Genomic DNA, 22,016 nt, shown 5'->3' with positions numbered 1-22,016 from the left:
TTGAAAAGATCGCAGCCTGCGGCAGCTCCTACAGAGATTGGTGTAGGAGCTGCCGCAGGCTGCGATCTTTTGATCCTATTTCAGCTTCGCCAACAACGCCTCAGCAGCAGCCTCGGACGAGGCCGGATTCTGACCGGTAATCAGCAAACCATCAGTGAGTACATAACTCGCCCAGTCAGCACCTTTGGAATAGACACCACCCTTCTCCTTAAGCATGTCCTCCACCAGAAACGGCACAACCTTCGTCAGTTGCACAGCCTCCTCCTCTGAATTGGTAAACCCCGTCACGCGCTTGCCTTTGACCAGCGGCTGACCGTCCGCGCCCTTGACGTGACGCAACACACCCGGTGCGTGGCAGACGGCCGCGACCGGTTTACCTGCCTTGTAAAACGCCTCGATCAGAGCGATCGAAATTTTGTCTTCGGCCAAATCCCACAGCGGGCCATGCCCGCCCGGATAGAAAATCGCGTCGTAGTCTTCAGCCCTCGCGCTGCTCAGCAGAGCGGTAGACGCCAATGCGGACTGGGCGGGGGGGTCTTTGCGAAAGCGCTCGGTGGCCGCGGTTTGCGCGTCAGGCTCGTCGCTTTTTGGGTCCAGCGGTGGTTGACCACCCTTGGGTGAGGCCAGGGTCAACTGAGCGCCGGCGTCTTTAAAGGCAAAGTACGGTGCGGCGAATTCTTCCAGCCAGAAGCCGGTTTTCTTGCCCGTGTTACCCAATTGATCGTGTGACGTTAGAACCATCAGGATTTTCATGTCGTTCTCCTTGAGTTCGCAGATGTTCATTCATCTCGGCGCTGAGTTTGACCTCCAGGCTGCAGCATTCGTTGCACCTGTCACCCTAGCGGTTCTGCTACCGGTTTTCGGCCAATCAGACGATGGGTCACCGAATGATGGCTAACCGCCTTGATGCGCAAGAAGTTGCGCACTCATCACTGCGAAAGCCCTTCCCGGGTGACTGATCGCCCGGCCTGTCAGGCCCCCAGCCAAGTGCGCAAGAAGTTGCGCAGTACTGCGCAACTTCTTGCGCACATTCACCGGCGATCTCTGCCGAAGATTCTCCGCGAGCACCGAAAAACCTCTCAACCACCTGATTTATATAGCCTTCACCGTTTCTGGCACGGACCTTGATAACAGTCAGCCACCCACCGGGCGATACCGCCTCCCGGGCACCCTAACTTTTAGCAAGGAGCACATCCATGGCTACACCAGCGTACATGTCCGTCACTGGCGAAAAACAAGGTCTGATCACTGCCGGCGCGTTCACCGCCGACTCGGTTGGCAACACCTACCAGGAAGGTCACGAAGACCAGGTCATGGTTCAGGCTTTCAGCCACGACGTGATCATCCCGCGTGACCCACAGTCCGGCCAACCGACCGGTCAGCGCGTTCACAAGCCAGTCGTGATCACCAAGGTATACGACAAGTCTTCGCCACTGCTGCAAGCGGCGCTGACCTCCGGCGAGCGCATGAGCGAAATCGTTATCCAGTGGTACCGCACTTCGGCTCAAGGTACCCAAGAGCACTACTACACCACCAAACTGGAAGACGCGATCATCGTCGCCATCAACAACAAAATGCACAACTGCCAGGACCCGGCGAACTCGCACTTCACTCACCTGGAAGAAGTGCAATTCACCTACCGCAAAATCACCTGGACCCACGAAGTATCCGGTACTTCGGGTTCCGATGACTGGCGTGTTCCAGTCGCTTAATCGCGGCTGACGGTTCCAAACATCGGCCAGCTCTGCTGGTCGATGTCATTTGCGCCTTCCAGGAATTTTCGCGTCCGCAAGCGCCCGTTTGGGTGCAGGCGAGCGCCGCAGCACTGCACGAGGAACAAGGGATGTTCGCGCCGGCCAATCAAACTCACTTTGCCCTGACCATCGAAGGTCTTTCCAGCGACTTCCAGGTTTTTTCCCTGCAAGGTCGGGAAGCCATCAGCCAGCCTTTTGTGTTTGAGGTGGAGCTGGTCAGTGAACAGCCGTCCCTGGACCTCGAGACCCTGCTGCACAAACCGGCCTTCTTGCAGCTCTCGCCTGACGGCAGTGGCATCCATGGCCAGATCTACCGCGCCGCCCAGGGTGATTCCGGCAAACGCCTGACCCGCTACGCGGTGACCCTGCGCCCGCAACTGTCTTACCTGGCGCACCGCATCAACCAACGCATCTTCCAGAACCTCAACGTGCCGAAAATCATCGGCAGCGTCCTCGAAGAGCACGGCATCCAAAGCAATGCCTACGAATTCAAAGTCGGGGCGATTTATCCCGAGCGCATCTATTGCGTTCAGTACGATGAATCGGACCTGCAGTTCGTCCAGCGTCTGTGCGAGGAAGAAGGTATCCACTACCACTTTCAGCACAGCGCCAACGCCCACAAGCTGGTGTTCGGCGATGACCAGACGGTGTTCCCGAAACTCGCCGCCGTGGCCTACCAGCAAGACTCCGGCATGGTCGCCAACGACCCGGTGATCAAGCGCTTCGACCTGCGCCTGGAAACCCGCACCAGCCGCACCACCCGCCGCGACTACGACTTCGAAAAACCGCGCCTGACCCTGGAAAGCGAAAACCGTGGCGACGCCCTGCCCGACCTCGAAGACTACGACTACCCCGGCCGTTTCATCGACCGCGAACGCGGCAAGCACCTGGCCAAACGCGCCCTCGAGCGTCACCGCAGTGACTTCCAGCTCGCCGAAGGCAAAAGCGATCAGCCGTTGCTGGTCAGCGGCCACTTCCTGGCCCTGACCCAACACCCAAAAGCCAAATGGAACGACCTGTGGCTGCTGACCGAAATCCTCCACGAAGGCAAACAGCCGCAAGTACTGGAAGAGTCGGTCACCAGCAACACCACCAACCTGAAAGACGATTTCCACCAGGGCTACCGCAACCGCTTCCAGGCCACCCCGTGGGATGTGCCGAACCGCCCGCCCCTGACGCAAAAGAAACCGCGCATTCTCGGCAGCCAAAGCGCCGTGGTCACCGGGCCCAAGGGTGAAGAAATCCACTGCGACCAATACGGCCGCGTCAAAGTGCAATTCCACTGGGACCGCGAAGGTCAGGCCGACGACAAGACCAGTTGCTGGTTGCGCGTCTCCTCCGCCTGGGCCGGCGCCCACTACGGCGGCATCGCCATCCCGCGCATCGGCATGGAAGTGCTCGTCACCTTCCTCGAAGGCGACCCCGACCAACCGCTGATCAGCGGCTGCCTGTACCACAAGGAAAATGTCGTCCCGTACGCCCTGCCGGCGAACAAAACCCGCAGCACCTTCAAAACCCTGAGTTCCCCCGGTGGCGGCGGTTACAACGAACTGCGCATCGAAGACAAAAAGGGCCAGGAACAAATCTTCCTGCACGCCCAACGCGACTGGGACGAAAACGTCGAGCACGACCAGAAGATTCGCGTCGGCAACGAACGCCACGACACCGTCGAGCAAAACAGCTACAGCGAATTCAAGGCCGAAGAACACCACACCGTCTACGCCGACCGTAAAGTCGAAACCCGCGCCAACGACCACCTGACCGTGGGCGTCAACCAGCACATCAAGGTCGGCACTGGGCAATTCATTGAAGCGGGCCAGGAAATCCACCTGAGCAGCGGTATGAAAGTCGTGCTCGAAGCGGGCAGTGAGCTGACCCTCAAGGGCGGCGGCAGCTTCATCAAGATTGATGCAAGCGGCGTGACCATGAGCGGGCAGGTAATCAACATGAACTCCGGCGGGAGTCCGGGGAATGGGACGGGGGCGGCGCCATTGTTGCCGGGACCGTTGAAGCAGGCGGATGCGGATAAGGCCGGCCAATTGTTGGTGCCCGCTCAGCGGCAAGCGTTGATGCAGAAGAAGCCAATCTGCGCGATCTGCGAGAAGGCCAAACTGGAGGCGCAAAATGCTTAAGTCCGAGTGGCCGCTGGAAAATGGGTTGCCTCAAGGCCTGCCGTGGAATGGCACCGTCAGTTTGCTACTGGATGGCGTCAGCGTCGAGAATCTGCCTCAACACCTTTATCAATGGTCGGATAATCCGGTTTTCGAGCCACTCTACCTCGGCACCCGGTGGGCTGAATTGGGCGACGTTTCGCCATGTCTGGTTCAGATAAAGGCGCAGAACAATCCCATCCTGGCAAAGTTTCTGGCTGAGCCTCGCCAAGAATGGGGCTACCTCGTGTTCAGCGATCAACCCTGGGCACAAATGGTCGAGCACTTCCGCTGGCTGACCAGCGTCATGCACCCTCAGGGTGAAGAAGTCCTGCTGCGCGTCGCCGACCCTGCCGTGTCCTACGCATTGCTCAGCCACGCCGAGAGCATCAAGGACCCTACCCTGTTCGGCCCGTGCTCGCAGATCGTCACCGCCGACGCGGCACTGGGCTGCTGGCACATCAACCAGCGCCCCGGCAAAGCCCCCGAGCCGAACCACTGCAAACGCTACCGCTTGAGCGACGAGCAACTCAGCCAACTGGATGAAGTGAATTTCCGCAGCATCGTCCTGCGCCTCGACCAACACATGCGCGAATACTTTCCGTCCTATCACTCGCAAGCGACGCCGTTGCAGCGCTGGGAACACCTGCACGCATTGGCCTCGACCTCGTATGATCGCGGCTTCAACACCGAACTCGACATCACTCTCTACGCCAACATTCACGGGTTTCTCGGTGAACGAGCGCTGGAAGAACATCCGGACCTGGATGCGATACTTAAAACGCCATCGGAACAAACGCCCTCTCAGCGACTCGAACGCGTCGCTGATATTGCCCAGGAACGGGCTGAAACCCTGCTAAGGAGCCAAGGATGACAACGCCCACATCGACCGGCAAAAGCCCGAACAACGTTGCAAAAAGCCGGGACGACGGCAAGTGTGCCCTGGGCGGCTGCTCGCTGATGAAGGCCAAAATCCAGCTCATCCCTCTCCGTTATGGCCTGGTCGAACGACTCGACCCATCCAGTGCACTGGCCATGCCGTACAAAACCACCTCACGTCCTCTGGGAATTCGCTTGATCCGCGACGGCTGGCTCTACGTCATTGTCGACAAGAAACCTCAAGCCGTCATGCACGAATACCGTATCCAGAACGGCATCGTGACCCAACTGCTGTGGGAAAAAGGCGAAATCACCGCCAACAAACGCGAAAGCAACGTGGGCGAAGCCGTGCTGGTCTTCCCGCGTTTGAGCAAGCTCTACGTCAACTACTCCGAAGTGCAATGGACCGCCGCCAAATGCGCGCAGGTCATCAAGCATAAGTCTGAACGTGAATACTTCATGCAGGCAGTGGACCTGACCAAGACTGATCCGGAGAAAGGCGCGGCCAATCTGTTGACGCCAAGTCAGGCGAAAAAATGGATTGCGGAGGTTGCGGAGCAGCCGAGTAAAGAGCCGGCGGTTACGGGTGCCAAACCTGAGGAAAGCAAAGACTATCTCTGGGAGCAAACACCTCACTTCAAAAAAACTCAGTTGGGCACGCTCAAAAAGCAAGTCAAGGCAGAAAACGAGCGTGACCATCTGTATGTGGTGATACAGGATGACATCGGTGTGCTGCGCGATCTCGCTGAGCATCAGGATTTGGTAACAGGCTGGATCAGTGACTGGAGCGACGCTGAAGCCAATCAAAAGAAGTATGTGTTTGGTTGCTACATCGAATCGTTGTACACCGTAACTGGCGAAACCATTCTGAATGCCGCTCAAAGCGACCCTCGTTTTGCCAAACTCAAGGACGAAACAAGCGAAGAGCAGCGGCAGTCGATCGTCGACTACGTCAACGTTAAAAATCAAACCCAATATTCCGGTGCAGGTACGCATAGTGGGGCTATTGCAGCTTCAAAGTCGCGGATGCGTACGAGTCTTGGACCTTTGCATTCCAAGTACGAAGACCTGATCGAGACCATCGAAGACAACGCGGATGACGCGCTCGACGGCGCAAAAATGGGACAACAGGGCATCAACGATCTGATCGATCGGCCCGCTATGGAAGCCTTTCTGAAACAGCAACGCGCCCAACTCAGTCGTTGGAACAAACGTCTAGATCTGATCAGTGACGATCGCGCGAATCTGATCAGTGAAGAACGCTTCCAACGCTCAGCCTGGTATTTCGACCCCAAATTTGGCGATCAACTCGACACAACTCTCGCTACTGAATATGCCTGTATGAGAGACATTTGCCGGACAGATAAAGCGACTGAAAAGCTTGCCGATCTGATCGAGAAACATCCGGGTTTTACGGTACCAACCTTCTTCACATTGAGCTTGACTGATCAGAAGGACATGCACGCCAAGGTCACATCTTTCATCAAGTCCCTGCGCGATACCTATATGGTCAAGGACGACTATCAGGGAGCCCAAGCACTCAGCGGAAAATTTGGCAATTTGCTCACTCAGAATCTCTCAGCAGCAATGCAATTGAGTGAAAACGGCATTGTGCTCGGTCAGTTGCGCAATACGGCGTATGAGCCGGCAAAGCAATTGCGCCTGGCAGGAGCGCTGGATGAGGCCATGCAAGCGCTACGCAGTGGCCAGCCGCTAGATCCGGCAAAAGTATTGCGCCGGATTCCTGGCTCGGCCTGGATAGATGTTCTGCGTGCCTTTGGTAAGGGAGGTATTACGTTGGAGTTTGCCTCTGCGAATCAAATTGCTGCGTTCAAAGCTGATATAGCCAAACTGACAGATCTGCGCCAGCAAATGACCTCGCTGAAAAATCAGATTCGGCAAACCCTGGCTGATGAACGTAAAGGCCGGTCACCAAAAGGCGGTTACAAAACCTTGGTATCTCGCCGCAAAGCCATTCAACAAACTGTCGCTCCACTTGAGGGGAGGGTAGCTCAGGCCATGAGTCCTGTTGGTGACGGACCGGGTAAGGCTGCCTTTAAGATCAAAGGGCTTAACAATGCTCAGGTGCTTGAGTTTGAGCGGATGGCCGATGACTATCGGCTCAAGCGTCCGTATAAAGGTTTGACTGGAGAAGTTTTCAAATCAGTGGGTGGCGATGTGTTTGCTTCGGCTGCATTTGTCATGCAAACGATAAATTTCTACCAGGTTTTTATCGAAGCACGTTCTAAAGCAGTGTGGGATAGCGCAGATACCCTATCTTTCTTTAACGCCCTATTTTCTACGGTAGGAGGCGGTTTGGCTGCTGCACAGGGTATTGCCATTACAAGTCTTTCTGTCGCTATCAAAAATTACACAAGCGCCGCCGGCAAAATTAAATTGGCCGCTAAGCTAGGGAAAATCACCGGAGCATTGAGCCCATTTGCCTACATATTCAGTGCAGTTGCCGCAGGAACAGGTATGTATGGTGAAAAAGGATCGGCTGCCAAATGGACAGAGGCGCTACGTTCAGGGAATGGTGCCAAGTTGACAGGCGCCAGCATGACATTAGCTGGAGACTCTGGACAACTTGCGCTCAATGGATGGGCCTTCGCCAGGAGTGGCCAATCCATTTATGAGGCGTTTACCACCGTAAGTCAGGCACGTGCACTGGTTTGGGTCAAAGCGGGTGGTCAACTGTTGAGCATTGCTGCCAAAGCCAACTTGATTGGCCTGGTGCTTACTGGTCTGCAATTGGGCGGAGAGTGGCTGTACAACCGAAACAACAAAACAGCTTTGGATACTTGGTTGCAAAAAGGCCCTTGGGGTAAGCAGAGCGCCAACCGCAGTCTGATTGAGGAGCGCCTGCTGCTTGCCGACATAACGGCAGCACCGCAGGTAGCGTTGCAGACGATAAACAACAAGGCTATGGCGGTACTGCGCATACCGGGAATCACGGCTCGTGAACTAAATGATGTAGAGTTTGGCGTGAGCGCTTACTGGCTGACAAACCACCAACGAAATGATTGGGAGGCATGGAGCGAGCCGCTGCTTTATCAATTCAACCTGCTCAGTGCTCCGGATGAACCGCTTAAATTAGGCATGGACATTTTCCAACACGAAGCCAACGCCCAACATGGTTTGGCTATCGTCCTGCGCTATCACCCCATTGCTGGCGATAAATCCTTCCGAGAGAAACGCTTCGAAACTACGACGTTGAACGCGCAAAATGGCAAGCTATTTTCAGCTGTCTCTGTTTTAAAGTCGCGCAAAACCGATGCCCCATGGCTATTGGTCAACAGCGACTTCCTGTAGCTGCCCGACTCACCACTTTTCGGTTGAATCACATGTCATCCAAATCAACAAATAACGATGAATTTAATCTCAAGCATCAGCGCCCCGTCGCTGGCGAATCTCGACGTTTTACTACTGGCGAAGCAGTGTTTTTCTCGCCACTACCCGTCCCTACCGGCCAGATCCCAATGGATTTGGGGGGAAGCTTTCTTGATATCAACGACACTTACCTAGACGTCGGTAGCAGTAACGTCAATAAGGCATTTCAAACCAGGGTCATGATCGCAAGCAGTATGCTCATACTGATTGTGAGTTTGATAATCGGCCCCTTCATCGCCGGGCTAATGAGTTTTGGTGATCCCTATGGCAGAACATTTACACATATTTTCATAGAGTTTTTCCCCACCGGCGCTGCAATCGGCGCTTGGGGAGCAGCAGGAGCCACAGTTTTGGGACTCTATGTTGTCATCAGCACTACTCTAGCCAAAGTCCGTACCCGCCCTATACGCTTCAATAGGCAACGCCGCGAAGTCTGTTTTTTTGCTAATGGGTCTGACGAACCGGTCATCCAACCGTGGGAAGAAATGGTTTCCTGGCTTTCTGTCAGTACGGGGGTAACTGGGGTCGGCGTCATGAGTACTTATACCTTTGGCATGGCATTTGACGAACCTAAAACTGATACCGTTCATTTTGTGAACCAGGGAGTAATGACTCCAGTTCATGGTTTGGGTAAATGGGAGGCGATACGTGTTTACATGGAAAAAGGGCCACAACACTGCCCCGGTAAAGCACCGTACGAAGGCCGCCATACATTTGATAAAGAGCAGGGAGATATGCTTGAGGAGTACCAACACAACGAGCGCTCCGCGTTAGGTGTTGGCTGGTGGTATTTCACTCATGTAATCACTTTATGGCGCTTTCCGTACTGGGTTGCTGAATGGGACCACCGTTTCAGCATGAAATCTCTACCTGATTCCATTGCTGAGTGGTCAAAATCTCTACCGACTGAGCAGTGGGCCAAGCCGAGCCAAGCGTTGAAAGAGCAAAGTGCCAAGATCGAAAAGGCATTTGCTCAGGGACAAGATTTCATGACGTACTTCAAGGCGAACCTAAATGAAATCAAGACAGAAGAAGCGATAAATAATTGATTGGAAACGATGAGCCGCGTCCTTGATGCATAAATATAATCGGCTACCTCATGCCGGAGATGCACTTAATGGTTATTCTGCATGATACCTACCTCTCCGCAGTACGACGAGTTCGATATTCGACAGCAGCGCCCCGTCGCCGGGGAAACTCGTCGTTTTCCCACTAGCGAAGTATTGTTCCTCTCACCTCTACCTGTTCCTACCGGACAGATTCCAATGGATCTCGGCGGAAGTTTTGTTGACGTCAACGACACCTATCTGGACTTGGGTAGCAGCAATCTCACCAAGTCTTTCCAAGCACGATTAGCTGTATCACTCCCTACAGTCGTAGTTATCGTTTGTCTATTTGTTCTCCCAACCTTGATGGGCTTCGCAGCATTCATAAATCCATTCGGCAGAAGCTTTTGGTTTTACTTCAACGATTTTTTTGAGTTCGGAATATCACTAGCGCTCTGGTGTGGAGGGGGAGCAGCGCTGCTTGGCCTGTACGCGATTATCAGCACCACAAGAAGCAAAGCCCGCGCCCGACCCATCCGATTTAACCGTCAACGCCGAGAGGTCTGTTACTTCCCGAAGGGCTCCGACGAACCCGTGATCCAGCCTTGGGAAGACACGGTTGCGTGGATCTCAGTCAGCACAGGATTCACCGGAGTAGGCGTAATCAGTAGCTACACCTTTGGCATGGCCATAGATAATCCCAAGGCCGATACGGTGCACTTTCTTACACAGGAGGTCATGACTCCTGTTCATGGACTAGGCAAATGGGAAGCCATACGTGCCTACATGGAAAAAGGACCGGAGTTTTGCCCTGGTAAAGCACCATACGAGGGTCGCCACACTTTCGATCAAGAACGACAGGACATGCACGAGGAATACAAGCACAACGAACGTTCCGCTTTAGGAGTTGGTTGGTGGTACCTGACACACCTGATCACTTGGTGGCGTTTTCCGTACTCGGTAGCGGAATGGGACTACCGTTTCAGCATGAAATCTCTACCTGAATCCATTGCTGAGTGGTCCAAACCTTTACCTTCGGAACAATGGGCCAAACCAAGCGCCGCTCTGAAAGAGCAAAGCATGAAGATCGAAAAAGCCTTTACTCAAGGACAGGATTTCATGACGTACTTTAAGGCCAACCTAAACGAAACCAAGGCAGAAGAATCAACAAATAATTGAATAGAACTGAACAAACTTTATGGCTTTCTGCATGACACCAACCTCTCCGCAGTAAGACAAGTTCGATATACAACAGCAGCGCCCTATCGTTGGTGAAACTCGTCGTTTTGCCACCAAAGGAAAAGGGGACGCCCATTAGCCTTGAGTTGGGACCGGCTAATGGGTGTCCCCTTTTGTTGCTTTTCAGGGAAAGAAAAAACGATTCCTTCTATTCCCGCGCTACGCGTCCGCAATGCCAGTACGCCATCATTGCTCGTGACTACTGATCTTCTCAACGTGCCTGGCTCCACCCAACGCCTCGGTGAAATTTGATGCCTTTACAGAACCAATCACCTCGCGACGATATGCTTGGACTGAGCAAAAAAAGACCTGCATCCGGTGAAACTCGTAGTTTTGCGACTGGAGAGGCTGTTTTCTTTTCTCCACTTCCCGTACCTACGGGTAGCACTCCAATGGATCTGGGGGGTAGCTTCATCGAGGTCAATGAAACCTATCTCGATGTAGGTAGCAGCAACTTTGGCAAGGCATTTCAGGCAAGAGCGATGATCGGCCTTTGTATGGGCTTTATAATTTCCTGCCTATTTATTTTACCTACTATCATGGGTTTTTCGACCTTCAACAATCCATTTGGCCGTGATTTCTCTTGGTACTTCAGCGAATTCTTTGAGTCGGGTTTATATATTTCCGGATGGGGGGGAACAGCATTCGCGGCCCTTGGTTTGTACGTCGTTGTAAGCACGACACGAAAAAAATCTCAAAGCCGTCCTATTCGCTTCAATAGGCAACGGCGTGAGGTCTGCTTTTTTGCGGACGGATCTGATGAGCCTGTGATTCAGCCTTGGGAAGGGATGGTGTCCTGGCTCTCGGTCAGCACCGGTGTTACCGGAGTAGGCGTCATGAGCACTTATACATTCGGCATGGCTTTCGACGACCTGAAAGCCGATACCGTGCACTTTGTAAACCAAGGTGTAATGACCCCAACTCATGGCTTGGGTAAGTGGGAAGCAATTCGCGTTTACATGGAAAAGGGAACGCAATACTGCCCAGATAAAGCACCTTACGAGGGTCGCCATACTTTCGATAAAGAGCGGGCAGATATGCTAGAGGGGTACCAACACAACGAGCGTTCCGCTCTGAGCGTTGGCTGGTGGTATTTTTCTCATGTAATCACTTTGTGGCGATTTCCGTACTGGGTAGCAGAATGGGATCACCGTTTCAGCATGAAATCTCTACCTGCATCTATTGCTGAGTGGTCCAAACCTTTACCGTCTGAGCAATGGGCCAAACCGAGCTCAGCTTTGAATGAGCAAAGCATGAAGATCGAAAAAGCCTTTTCTCAAGGACAGGATTTCATGACGTACTTTAAGGCCAACCTAAACGAAACCAAGGCAGAAGAATCAACAAATGATTGAACGGAGCTGATTAGCCGTGTCCACGAGGCATAAATACAATCGACTACCCCATGCCGGAGACTCTGAAATCAGGTCCGGTGTAGAGACTGTTTACCTGTCACCGAAGCCAGTCCCTACAGGTATGCCGCCATTCAGTGCCCGCCAATTACATAGAGATACCAACGACGTTTATCTAGACTTCGCTGTCGGGCGCGCAAATTTTGAGTTCATGGCTCGTGCAGGCATCGGCTCGGTAATGTTCATCACCCTCTTCTTCCTTTTTGTATCCGGCTTTGGTTCGTGGCTGAGAAGAGACGTGCAACCTTTTTGGACTAGTTGGATAGATTTTTTTACAAACGCCTTTGTCCAAGGATTCATCTGGTGTCTTACCGCCGTATACGTTGTATTTTTTGCTATGCCGTCCGTCAGATCACTATTCACCCTCCTATCCGCTTTAACCGACAACGCCGTGAGGTTGTGTTCGTACCTAAAAAAGGTGCCGCACCACGCTATATTCCTTGGGAGGAGGCAATCGCATGTGTATCCGCTGGCCGGCTCATTACTCAATATGCGGTGATGCCCGAATACAAGCTAATGATCGGTTTGCGTGATAGTGCCCGCGGCGATGTCTTGTGGTCCGTGGTGCCAAGCGGCAGTCTGAGTCTGGCCGTATCCTCAATGTTCGTGGCACCACCCCGGAAAGCTTCGCCCACGATCCGGCAGGCAACCTCCTCGGCCAAGGCGACTAGGCAACCACGAACCTGGCCAACGTAAAAGGCAACCGCCTGCTAATGCAGGGCGACCGTCATTACGACTACGACGCCTACGGCAACCAGATCCGCGAACGCCGCGGCACGGGGCAAAAACTTGTCACCGAGTACCGTTACGATTGCCAACACCGTCTCATCGGGGTCAGCCTTCCCGGCGGTAGCGTCGCAAGCTACAAGTACGACGCCTTCGGCCGTCGAATCGCCAAAACCGTCGATGGTCAAACCACGGAATTCCTGTGGCAAGGCGAACGCCTCATCGCCGAAAGCGCGGACAACCGCTATCGCAGCTACATCTACGAGCCGGGCACCTTCCGCCCCTTGGCGATGCTCGATGGTGAAGGCCCGCTAAAAGCCGAGCCGTTCTACTACCAACTCGACCACCTCGGCACCCCGCAGGAACTCACCGACTACAGCGGCGAGATCATGTGGTCGGCGAAATACCGCGCCTACGGTAACCTCGCCACCCTCGACATTGCGGAAATTGATAACCCGCTGCGCTTCCAGGGTCAGTACTTCGATGCGGAAACGGGCTTACATTACAACAGGCATCGCTACTACAATCCGGGCACTGGGCGGTATTTGACGCCGGATCCGATCAAGCTTGCGGGTGGGTTGAACAACTACCAGTACGTGCCTAACCCTACGGGGTGGGTGGATCCGTTGGGGTTGGCCTGCGGAGTTGGAAATTGCCCCAAAGTCACTCGAGATGCACAAGGCAGAATCACAGACTGGGAGTTTGATGTCACTCCGGATGACATAGGAACGGGTAGCGCGACGAATCAGGCCGCTCGGGATCATGCAAGAGAGCTTGGGAACGCAACTGATGACGCAGGACATGCGAGAGGGAACAAGCTAGGTGGACCAGGGACTGTGCTGGACAACATTTTCCCTCAAGCGCCCTCAGTAAACCGGGGACAATTTAGAGTGTTCGAAAAAGGTGTTGCAGAACATATAACTGAAAATGACGTCAGCGCTAGCGCCCGCTTGACTGCAGTTTATGAAGGGCAAGATACTCGCCCGTACAAATTGATCTATAAAATTAAATTCTCAGACGGCACAAAACTCACCAAAGAATTTGACAACTGAAGGACACTACCAATGTTTATAGTCAAAACAGATATCAAAACAAACTCGTACATTGGTGGTAATCCTGTACTTCCATCAGGAGTCGATGCGCCGAAAAGTAAAAGCGACGTACCACTAACTTTTTTCTTTACCATTGAGTTCCCTGCCACGCACGCGATCAGCGGCTACACGTTAAGTTTTTTCAGTGCTACAGATGAATTCGATGAAAATTTCACGATACCTGAAATGCTGAGTACGGACCTGAAGAATGCAATTATTCCAAACGGCTTTTTAAGAACATATCAAAAGCTTTTCAAAACATATTTATTTAGAACAGAAACAGGACAAACATTAAATACAACCTCTCGCATAAAACTTCAACATCTAGAGTTTTCCACCCAAGAAAATGGAGAAATCTTTGGCTGGGCTGGTCTACCTCCAAAATGGATACTTGAAGACGAAGCTCCGTCCACTTACGAAGGTGAAAGTCTCGATTTTCTACTCCAAGTAAAACGCGACCAGACTTTTGACATTACAGACGCAGCCCCACCACAAAAAGAAATGAATATATTTGGCGGAGAAAAAGACAGAAAAAAAAGAAATTACTTCTTCTTCAATCAAAATGAATCGTACTTTTTCGGCCAGCCATCAAAGGCTTTTGACAACAACGTATATATTATTACTCAATGCGACTAAGCCAAAATAATTAAGAAGAAAAGAAAAATTGGCTCGAACAAAATCGTTTCCATTTGGACGGCGAACACCGATTGGGAACCGTCTACGCTTCGAGATGTGATGAGCCCAGAGTATTCTGACGACGAAGACTTTCTTGGCTCTGAGTTCAGCAAGGCTTTCTCACTAGGTTTTATTGACGATGACACTGTCGAAGCAGATAAAATCGAGCCAACAAATTCTCTAATTGATGCAATTGACGGGTGCTCATACGACCTTGACATCGCGTCTGACATGAAAAATAAAAACACCCCTCTGACCGAAGTGCCTATAGACACCATAGTTGCAATCTACGACTACTCGTTCTCGGGAATCCCCAAAAACACTAAAATCAGAAATAATCTCTTTACATACCGAGGAAGTTTTGAATACCAAGACTAAATTCTCAGAGAATAGAGAATAAGAACGCAAAAAAACGGGACAGATTTATATTCCACGCAATCACGAAAATAAATCTGTCCCCTTTTGGTTAAGATCGAAAATAAATTCCCTTTTAGGTCCATTTGATGCACATCTAGGAGGTCACGAATGAAGCAATCCGGTTTATATGACATGGCGGGTCGTTGCGGCTGTACGGTAATGGTATTTTCGGATCATCCAGATTTTTTTCTTCCTGGTCACTAAACGTCAGAAAAGACCAAAGAAAATACATGATAGAACACGACGGCAGAGACGGTTGGTTAATGCTCTATCAAGAAAACCAACCAAGTAAACTCAAAGAGATCGACAAGAAAATATCTCACGCGATGAACGATTACGAAAAGCTGCAACAGTGCGAGACTTGGCTGGTAAGTATTTAACGAGTTATGCCGAGTACCACGACTAGGAAAACATGGTGACGGAGGAGCTCAGCGGACCAAAAATGGACACCCATTGGATTATTTAAAAAATGATATTCAACGACACACAAATCAATACAGGCGAGCGCTTTACGATCGGCATCGAAGAGGTATCAGGAAAACCTTACGTTTCGATACCCGTGAGCAATCGCATGATGGACTACGATGAGTACTATCAGATTGATAGAGCTACTTATGACTTGTACTTGGCCAACGCAACCGCCGCGCTGGAATTTGTTAAGCGCTGCAGGAATCGCGAGTTAGACGAGTTGCTCATTTTTAAACCAGGGATAGATCGTGGAGTGGCCACATAAAAGCCTGAAATGATATTTACACCTAACGGCTTGGGATATTCAACGATTAGGACACCCTGTGAACAAACATAGAATCACCCTTTCAAACGGCTGGATAGCCGAATTCGAAAGCCAAGGAGAATTCAGCATGTCAGCCGAAGGCTGGAATCTGGTTTTGCAAGGACCGAATCAAAAAAGCGTCCAATACTTCAAAGACAAGATCGTCGTCGTGAATGACGACGACGGCTCTCAGGCCAAATCGTGTATCCGCCTTTCAAGCGACGGCGTTTACGGTTATTTGACCACGGGACTGGATCACGGCTGGGTGATTGACTTTGCGCGAGGCATGATCGCTCCACATCGGGTAACGATCTCTCACCGCCACGACGGTTACGATGAAAGCATTTCGATGTACGAACAACCTGCCTTCAAACGCGCGCGCCAGTACATAAGCGTGACAGGCAAGCATATTTATCTGACGTTCCCATTCACCAAGGATGAGGATTTCCCCAAGGTCTGGGAGGAATACCTGCTGATTCGGAGACGACAACTGGATGAGCTTTATTTCAGGAACTGAACCGTCAATATTGTTGCAATACTGCCGCTGCAATCTCAGCGAGCAGTTTTGACAGACCGAATACGATCAAGTCATGCAAAAGCCGCTTTGCGGTTCCGTTGATTCAAGAGCTTCACCATGAAAAATTATCCAACCGACGCCCCAAAAAAAAGGGCGATCTAACGATCACCCGTTTTTTTTATGCACTTCATGTCAGCAAACTTTCCTCAACCTCATACTTAACCACCACCCGATTCTTATATAGCCGCTCACTCTTCAACACCTGACTCTCCTGCCCCTTGCTTCTGACCTCCCGCCATATCTCGTTCTCGCGAAAAACCCGCCCACCGTCTCGCACAAAACGATGCCCAAGTTGATAAACGTGATACCGAAACTCTCTCACCTGATCGCACAACAACTCCCCTTCCAACTGATGCTCGGCGACATTGAGTTTCAACTGAAAATGGCGATCGGTCGGGTTATGCAGCACCAGGTCAATGTAGTTGTAAAAGATCGCGGCCCCGGAGCCGAATGGCAGTACCCGCCCTTCGTCAGGAAAGGGATCGAAGCTGTGGTTCGACCGCTCAACCACGACCAATGGCGAGTGAATCGCCATCCAGTGAATCAGGTTGCTCAGTTGGCAGATCCCGCCGCCGATGCCGCTGCGGGCTTCACCAAATGACAGCTCCATGCCTTCGACATAACCGCGTTTGCGGGTGGGCCGACCCACGAGGCGGCAGAATGAAAAGTACTCGCTAGGGCCGATGACGACGCCATTCATCGAAGCGACGGCCAGTTTCAGGTTGATGACTTTGTTGTGTTGCAGGGCAAGATCGGAGTTGCCGAGTTTGCGGATCAGTTTGGAGGTGTGCTTGAGATAGCGGAATGGCAGTCGGGAGACGGTGTTCAGCGAAACAGCGTATTGCTTGCGGGAGAAGCGCCAGGCCAATTGCCGGAACAGTCTTTTTTGCCACACGCGAAGCCAGTAGAGCGCCGGGTGGTAGAGGGAGAGTGGTTTCATCCGTGTCAGAACGGCGGCAGCCGTTTTCTTCCTTGCTCTGCAAAATGCCGCGAATCTTAACGTATTGCTTCAGGTGTGTATCGCACGTCGATAAGGTGTTCGCCCAGTGTAATGGCCTGGCAATCCATGCACCGGTAAAGAGCCCTGACACTGGGCGAACGGGAAGTATTTTAATTGAAGTTCTCGAATATGTCCGCGTGTATGAACATGAAATTTATCGAAACAACTTTCGATTAAATGTCGGCCCAAATACTATTTTACAGACCAGCAAACTCACCAGTTAGACCATTAAAACTGATTGTTCTTATACAGAAAAATTGTACAAGAACAATCATCATATAGAGCTAATACTCAACTTCAGTGCTTGCTGGTCACTGTCAATATGTCGGTATAGGTGACAACGACACTCTGTCCAACTTTCAGGTCTTTCAATTTCGCTTGAACTTCGGGTCTTACGACGTCAACAGTCTTGGACTGACCGGCGGGGTTTTCGAAGGTTACCTGGTTTTTCTTCACGTCGATTTTGGTGATTTTCAGTTGGACCTGCACCTGACGGTAGGCTTCGCCGCCCGGGTTGTCGCTGCCGGGGGCTGCGCGGACTTCGCCAGCGCGTTCGACGGTGCCTGGCAGGCCTTTGTCGACATCGGTGTCGAGGTAGGCGGCGACAGAGCTGGTAACCGTGACGTCGACTTGGTCGCCGACTTTCAAGTTGCCGAGGTTTTTGGCCTTGTCGGTCAATTGCACATGGACCTGGCGACCTTCCGGCCCCTCCAAGACGACCCGGTGATTGGCAGCATCGACCGAGACAACTTTGGTGGTGACCTGATCCGCCTCCACCACGGCAGACAGCGGGATGTCCGCAGCCATGGCGCTAAGGCTGGCGGCAGACAGCAGGGTCGCAAGGGTGATGGCTTTGGTCAGTGCGTGAAGTTTCATAAGCGGTACATTCCCTGTGAGTTGTAGGCAGCAACGATCGCTGAACCACCGTCCAGCGCCCTCTGCGCAGATGAGCATAGACGCTGATCCGGGAGTGTTCGCAATTTCTTGGAGAACTCCTCAAGCCTCGGGATCGTCAACCTCCTGGGCGACGTTCACGGCAGGCGAATTTTTATGGGATTGATCGGCCTTGGCCTTCAAGGCTTGCCATTGTTCCAGGTCGATGGCGCCCTGCCCCAGCAAGTCGTCTGCCACTCTCAGCAGTTCGGCGTAATGGGCGTCGGGGGATTGTTGCCAGTAGGCCTTGTCTTCGAACAGGCGCTGCCACGAGGCAAGATCTGGTGGTTTTAGGTCGTCGCTCATGTGTGGACTCCTGCGGGGCTCTCACGGTAGAGGGTTGGGCTTCGCGAGGAGTTCCGGCGGGAATTCGGGGAGATCAGGATCAACGTCAAAAGATCGCAGGCTTCGCCAGCTCCTACAGAGGTGCCTTAATACCCGGTCATTTCCAGATAACCCTGCCCGCCATGGCTGCCGCTCAATTGCACCGGCCCTTCCCAATAAGGAATGCGCAAAGCCATCCACGCATTGGGGTTGAGCGCGCTGATCGAGATGTCGAGGTGTTTGTCGGGGATTTTGATCGACCAGCGCACCGGCATCGAACGCCCGGCCACTTTGGCAGTGTCTTGCGGGGTGAGGCTGATGTCGGCGGCGTGCAATTGCTGCGTCTGACCCTGAGCGTCGATCCAGGTGCCGGTGAGGTATGGCGCGCCGTCCTTCTGTCGCATGCGGTAGAGCATCACCTGCTCGCCGCTGTCCAGGTGCAGGGAAAACCAGTCCCAGCCGGTCTGGTTGGCGGTCAGCGGTTGGCTGCTCCATTCCCGGTCGAGCCAGGCCGGGCCGCTGACTTGATACTTTTTGCCATCGATTTCCAGCGTGCCGCTGGCCTGAAAAAACGGCTGACTGTAGTAGTACGACGCCTGCCCCTGTTCGGATTTCTGACTGAAGCCTTTGTCGCCCTGAAGCACCAAGGGACGTGTGGAGGTCAGCCGCAGTCGATAGCCAAAATCCTTGTCCCGGGCGCTGAGTTGAAGCTCCGCCATAGGGTCGGAGCCCTGACTGCTGAAACGCCAATCATCGATCCACGCGTTGAACGGCGCGAGACTCACGCCAGCCTGACCAACGCCCCCACGGGCGTAACGCTCGGCGGCGTGATGCACTGTCGCCGATGTCACGGCCGCGTGGCCAAGCCAGATAATTTGATTACCCCAGCCTGCCACTTCGGGCGTCGCTTTCAAGGCGCTGCGAAACAATGTCCACTGCGCGCCGAACTCGCGTCCCTGATCGTCCTTGAGGTTGGCGGTGACGTACCACCATTCGATGCGAAAACCGTCATGAGGACCGTGATCCGCCGGAAAGCTGAACACCCGACCAGGCACCACCGGCGTAAACGCGGCGGCCTGATGCCCCAGCCCCGCGAAGCCTTTCTCAACAGGCGCCGAGTTATCGCACCCGCTCAATAACACCAATAGCAACACGCCGACCTTAATCTTCACGAGCAAACGTCCTCAGCAGATCCGCCGGTTGCGTGCGGTACAGCGAATACAGCGGCCACGCCGACGCCAGTAAAGTCGCCAACAGCGCCAGCCCCATCAACTGCAACAGTTGCAGCGGGAACACCCGCAGCGGCAAGCGCCAACCGAAGGCCTGGACGTTGATTACCGTGTCCAGGCACCACGCCAACGCGATCCCCAACGGCAATGCCAGCACCAGGGTCAGCACCGCCAGCAACCAGGTCTGGCCGAGATTGAGCAGCATCAGTTGCCGGCGAGTCACGCCGAGCGCCCACAGGGGGGCGAGTTGCCCGAGACGGCTCTGGCTTTGGGTCAACAGGCTGATGAACAGCGCCACGCCCGCCACACAGAGGGTCAGGCTGTTGAGCGCGGCGGTCGCGGCAAAGGTGCGTTCGAACACTTGCGTGGACCACCCCTTGAGCCGGGCCTGGTCGACGATGCGGCTGTCCTCCAGCGTGAAGCGGGTTTGCAGCGCGGTCAGGAAACCAGGGATCAACGTCGGGTCAATGCGCAGGTTGAAACGGCTGGGTGTCAGCTGCGGCCAGCCGCGCAGCAGATGGTTGACGTTGACCAGAATGTGGCCCTTGGGATTGCCGTAGTCGGCGTAGATGCCGACGATCCGTGGCGACCAGGCGCCATTGGGTGTGGCAATCGTCAGGTGATCGCCAAGGCGCACCTTCAGCCGACGGGCCAATTGTTCGCTGAGCATCAGTGCGTCGTCCTTGGCCAGTCGGTCCCAAGGGTTGTCGCCCAAGGCTTCCAGCAGCGGCCAATGCTGGCGATACGTCGGGTGATCAATTACGCCGAAGACGTCCGCCGGCCAGCCTTGCAACTGGATCGACACTTGCCAGTTGGGCAGCACTGCCGTGAGTCCGGGTTGCTGCTTGAGCCAGGTTTGCAGCTCTCTGGCCTGGGCCGGATTGCGCGGATTAACGTACAGTTCGGCGGTCAGGCGTTGTTCGAGCCAATCGCTGAAGGTCTGACGAAAACCGGCCGTCATGCTGCCCGCTCCAATGTTCGCCGCCAGTGCCAACAACAGCGCCATCAGCGCCAGGCTCAGGGCCGGCAGTTGCTGACGGCAATCGGCGAGAAACCATTGGCCAAGCACCGAACGACTGCGATGCAGCACCAGGTTCAACACCCAGTTGAGCACCACCGGCAATGCCAGCGCAGCGCCGATCAACAGTGCCGCCATCAATACGAAGCCACTGCTCAGGCTGTCGCCAAAGATCAACGCCAACAGCGCGATCACCGCAGCAATCACGGCAACCCAACCCTGGCGCCGCAACCAGCGCGCGTGAGCCTGATGCCAGGCTTGCGGGTCGGCCAGAGCCAGCAAAGGCAGGTGCGCGGCCCGCAGCAAACTGTTGGCCCCCGCCAACAACGCACCGAGCAGGCTCAGGCCGACGCCACTGAGCCACCACCACGGACTGAGGCTCAGCTGCCCCGCCACTTCGGCGCCGTACAACCCGCGCAGGCTGGCGGCGACGTCGGGCAACAGCACGCTGGCCAGCAGGTAGCCGCTGGCGACGCCGAGCAGTCCGCCGATCAACGCCAGACCACCCAATTCAACCGCGAGACAGGCAATCAGCATCCGTGCACTGACACCGCAGGCGCGCAGGGTTCTGAGCAAGCCACGGCGTTGCTCTAGCGCCAGGCCGATCGCGGCGTGGACGATGAACAGGCCGACCACGAATGACAGAAAACCCAGCGCATCGAGGTTCAAGTGAAAGCTTTCGGTCAGGCGCGACAAATTGTTCTCTTCGCCGCGGGTTTTGAGCTGCAGTTGCCCCTTGAATTGATCAGGCAGGGTCGCGGTGAAATCCTTCGGCAGCAGCAGGCGTGACAGCTGATCCGGCAGGCCGAGAATCTGCTGGGCGAAGCCGATGTCCACCAACAACACACCGGGAGCCATATCGGGTTGGGCATGCAGCGGTGGCAATGCCTGACCACTCACACTCACTGGGCGTTCGCCTTCGGGCAGACCCAGTGCCTGCAACGTCTGCGGCGAAATCCAGGTACTGCCCGGCGGGCTGAAAAACTCGACAACCTGCTCAATCGCCAACGCCTGCCCGGCCACTGAGGAACCGGCGGGCAGCGACACCGGCTCGATCCCCATCAGCTGCAAGCGCTGGTCTTCATGGCCCTTGAGCGTCACCCGACCTTGCAGGACCGGCGACACCGGCCACCCCGCACGGCGCAGGTCGACAAACACGTGTTGGGAGAAGGTTGCGCCACTGGGTGAACTGAGGCTGGCCTGGGGTTCGCCGCCAATCAACTGACTGGCCCGGGCATAGCTTTCCCGCGCCTGGCTGTTCAGGGCCTGCACACCGGTCAGCAGGCTGGTGGCGAGCCAGAGTCCGGTCAGCACACTGAAAAATTGCACCGGATGCTGCCGCCAATGACTGAGCAGCGCCCGCAGCGTCTCGCGAAAGACCTGCACC

The 22,016-nt window shown here is 54.1% G+C and carries 17 protein-coding genes and 1 pseudogene; 12 read left to right on the top strand and 6 right to left on the bottom strand.

The features are described from left to right. Positions 1–75: 75 nt before the first annotated feature. Positions 76–753 carry a type 1 glutamine amidotransferase domain-containing protein gene (locus ACSQ87_RS11440; protein WP_223432685.1) on the bottom strand — a complete coding sequence of 226 codons (678 nt, stop codon included), beginning with the start codon at positions 751–753 and terminating at the stop codon, positions 76–78. Positions 754–1,196: 443 nt separating this feature from the next. Here ACSQ87_RS11440 and ACSQ87_RS11435 point away from each other — a divergent pair, with 443 nt between their 5' ends. From ACSQ87_RS11435 to ACSQ87_RS11380, 12 genes and pseudogenes are all read left to right on the top strand, one after another. Next, the gene (locus tag ACSQ87_RS11435) at positions 1,197–1,712 is read left to right on the top strand and encodes an Hcp family type VI secretion system effector (RefSeq protein ID WP_150655443.1); all 516 of its coding nucleotides are present in this window, start codon (positions 1,197–1,199) and stop codon (positions 1,710–1,712) included. Positions 1,713–1,843: 131 nt separating this feature from the next. After that, positions 1,844–3,886, top strand: a complete 2,043-nt coding sequence (tssI, locus tag ACSQ87_RS11430; protein WP_436273602.1) for a type VI secretion system tip protein TssI/VgrG — start codon at positions 1,844–1,846, stop codon at positions 3,884–3,886. Continuing rightward, positions 3,879–4,778 (top strand): DUF4123 domain-containing protein, encoded by a 900-nt coding sequence (locus ACSQ87_RS11425; protein WP_223432687.1) that lies wholly within the window; start codon positions 3,879–3,881, stop codon positions 4,776–4,778. The genes tssI and ACSQ87_RS11425 overlap by 8 nt, the downstream gene beginning before the upstream one ends. Next, positions 4,775–8,095 (top strand): toxin VasX, encoded by a 3,321-nt coding sequence (locus tag ACSQ87_RS11420; protein WP_223432688.1) that lies wholly within the window; start codon positions 4,775–4,777, stop codon positions 8,093–8,095. The genes ACSQ87_RS11425 and ACSQ87_RS11420 overlap by 4 nt, the downstream gene beginning before the upstream one ends. Further along, a complete protein-coding gene (locus ACSQ87_RS11415; RefSeq protein WP_317851627.1) occupies positions 8,065–9,222 on the top strand; it encodes a DUF6708 domain-containing protein in 1,158 nt (385 codons plus the stop codon). Before ACSQ87_RS11420 ends, ACSQ87_RS11415 begins: the two co-directional genes overlap by 31 nt. Before the next feature lie 81 nt (positions 9,223–9,303). Further along, complete coding sequence (locus tag ACSQ87_RS11410) at positions 9,304–10,398, top strand: DUF6708 domain-containing protein (protein WP_317851628.1); 1,095 nt, start codon at positions 9,304–9,306, stop codon at positions 10,396–10,398. Between the two features lie 311 nt (positions 10,399–10,709). Then, complete coding sequence (locus ACSQ87_RS11405) at positions 10,710–11,810, top strand: DUF6708 domain-containing protein (protein ID WP_317851629.1); 1,101 nt, start codon at positions 10,710–10,712, stop codon at positions 11,808–11,810. 647 nt (positions 11,811–12,457) lie between these two features. Next, a pseudogene (locus tag ACSQ87_RS11400) lies at positions 12,458–13,645 on the top strand (RHS repeat-associated core domain-containing protein); the annotation flags it as partial. Positions 13,646–13,657: 12 nt separating this feature from the next. Then, positions 13,658–14,320, top strand: coding sequence for a hypothetical protein (locus ACSQ87_RS11395; RefSeq protein ID WP_223432690.1), 663 nt, complete (start codon positions 13,658–13,660; stop codon positions 14,318–14,320). 6 nt (positions 14,321–14,326) lie between these two features. After that, positions 14,327–14,737 carry an immunity 22 family protein gene (locus tag ACSQ87_RS11390; RefSeq protein WP_436275084.1) on the top strand — a complete coding sequence of 137 codons (411 nt, stop codon included), beginning with the start codon at positions 14,327–14,329 and terminating at the stop codon, positions 14,735–14,737. A gap of 508 nt (positions 14,738–15,245) precedes the next feature. Beyond that, on the top strand, positions 15,246–15,509 hold the full coding sequence (locus ACSQ87_RS11385) for a hypothetical protein (protein ID WP_223432691.1): 264 nt from the start codon (positions 15,246–15,248) through the stop codon (positions 15,507–15,509). A gap of 127 nt (positions 15,510–15,636) precedes the next feature. Continuing rightward, entirely contained in the window at positions 15,637–16,065 is a 429-nt protein-coding gene (locus ACSQ87_RS11380; RefSeq protein WP_223432692.1) for a hypothetical protein, read from the top strand. A gap of 187 nt (positions 16,066–16,252) precedes the next feature. Here the strand turns inward: ACSQ87_RS11380 and ACSQ87_RS11375 are convergent, their stop codons facing one another. The 5 genes from ACSQ87_RS11375 to ACSQ87_RS11355 form a co-directional block, all read right to left on the bottom strand. Next, positions 16,253–17,065 (bottom strand): VanW family protein, encoded by an 813-nt coding sequence (locus ACSQ87_RS11375; protein ID WP_223432693.1) that lies wholly within the window; start codon positions 17,063–17,065, stop codon positions 16,253–16,255. Between the two features lie 357 nt (positions 17,066–17,422). Beyond that, the gene (locus tag ACSQ87_RS11370; protein ID WP_223432694.1) at positions 17,423–18,001 is read right to left on the bottom strand and encodes a hypothetical protein; all 579 of its coding nucleotides are present in this window, start codon (positions 17,999–18,001) and stop codon (positions 17,423–17,425) included. A gap of 120 nt (positions 18,002–18,121) precedes the next feature. Next, positions 18,122–18,364, bottom strand: a complete 243-nt coding sequence (locus ACSQ87_RS11365; RefSeq protein WP_223432695.1) for a hypothetical protein — start codon at positions 18,362–18,364, stop codon at positions 18,122–18,124. Between the two features lie 125 nt (positions 18,365–18,489). Continuing rightward, complete coding sequence (locus ACSQ87_RS11360) at positions 18,490–19,554, bottom strand: lipocalin-like domain-containing protein (protein WP_223432696.1); 1,065 nt, start codon at positions 19,552–19,554, stop codon at positions 18,490–18,492. Next, positions 19,544–22,015 (bottom strand): FtsX-like permease family protein, encoded by a 2,472-nt coding sequence (locus ACSQ87_RS11355; RefSeq protein WP_223432724.1) that lies wholly within the window; start codon positions 22,013–22,015, stop codon positions 19,544–19,546. The genes ACSQ87_RS11360 and ACSQ87_RS11355 overlap by 11 nt, the downstream gene beginning before the upstream one ends. Between the last annotated feature and the right edge of the window lies 1 nt (position 22,016).

It is taken from the genome of Pseudomonas sp. LjRoot277 (assembly GCF_964253845.1).
GTDB lineage: Bacteria > Pseudomonadota > Gammaproteobacteria > Pseudomonadales > Pseudomonadaceae > Aquipseudomonas.
This window is presented reverse-complemented; position numbering and strand designations above follow the sequence as displayed.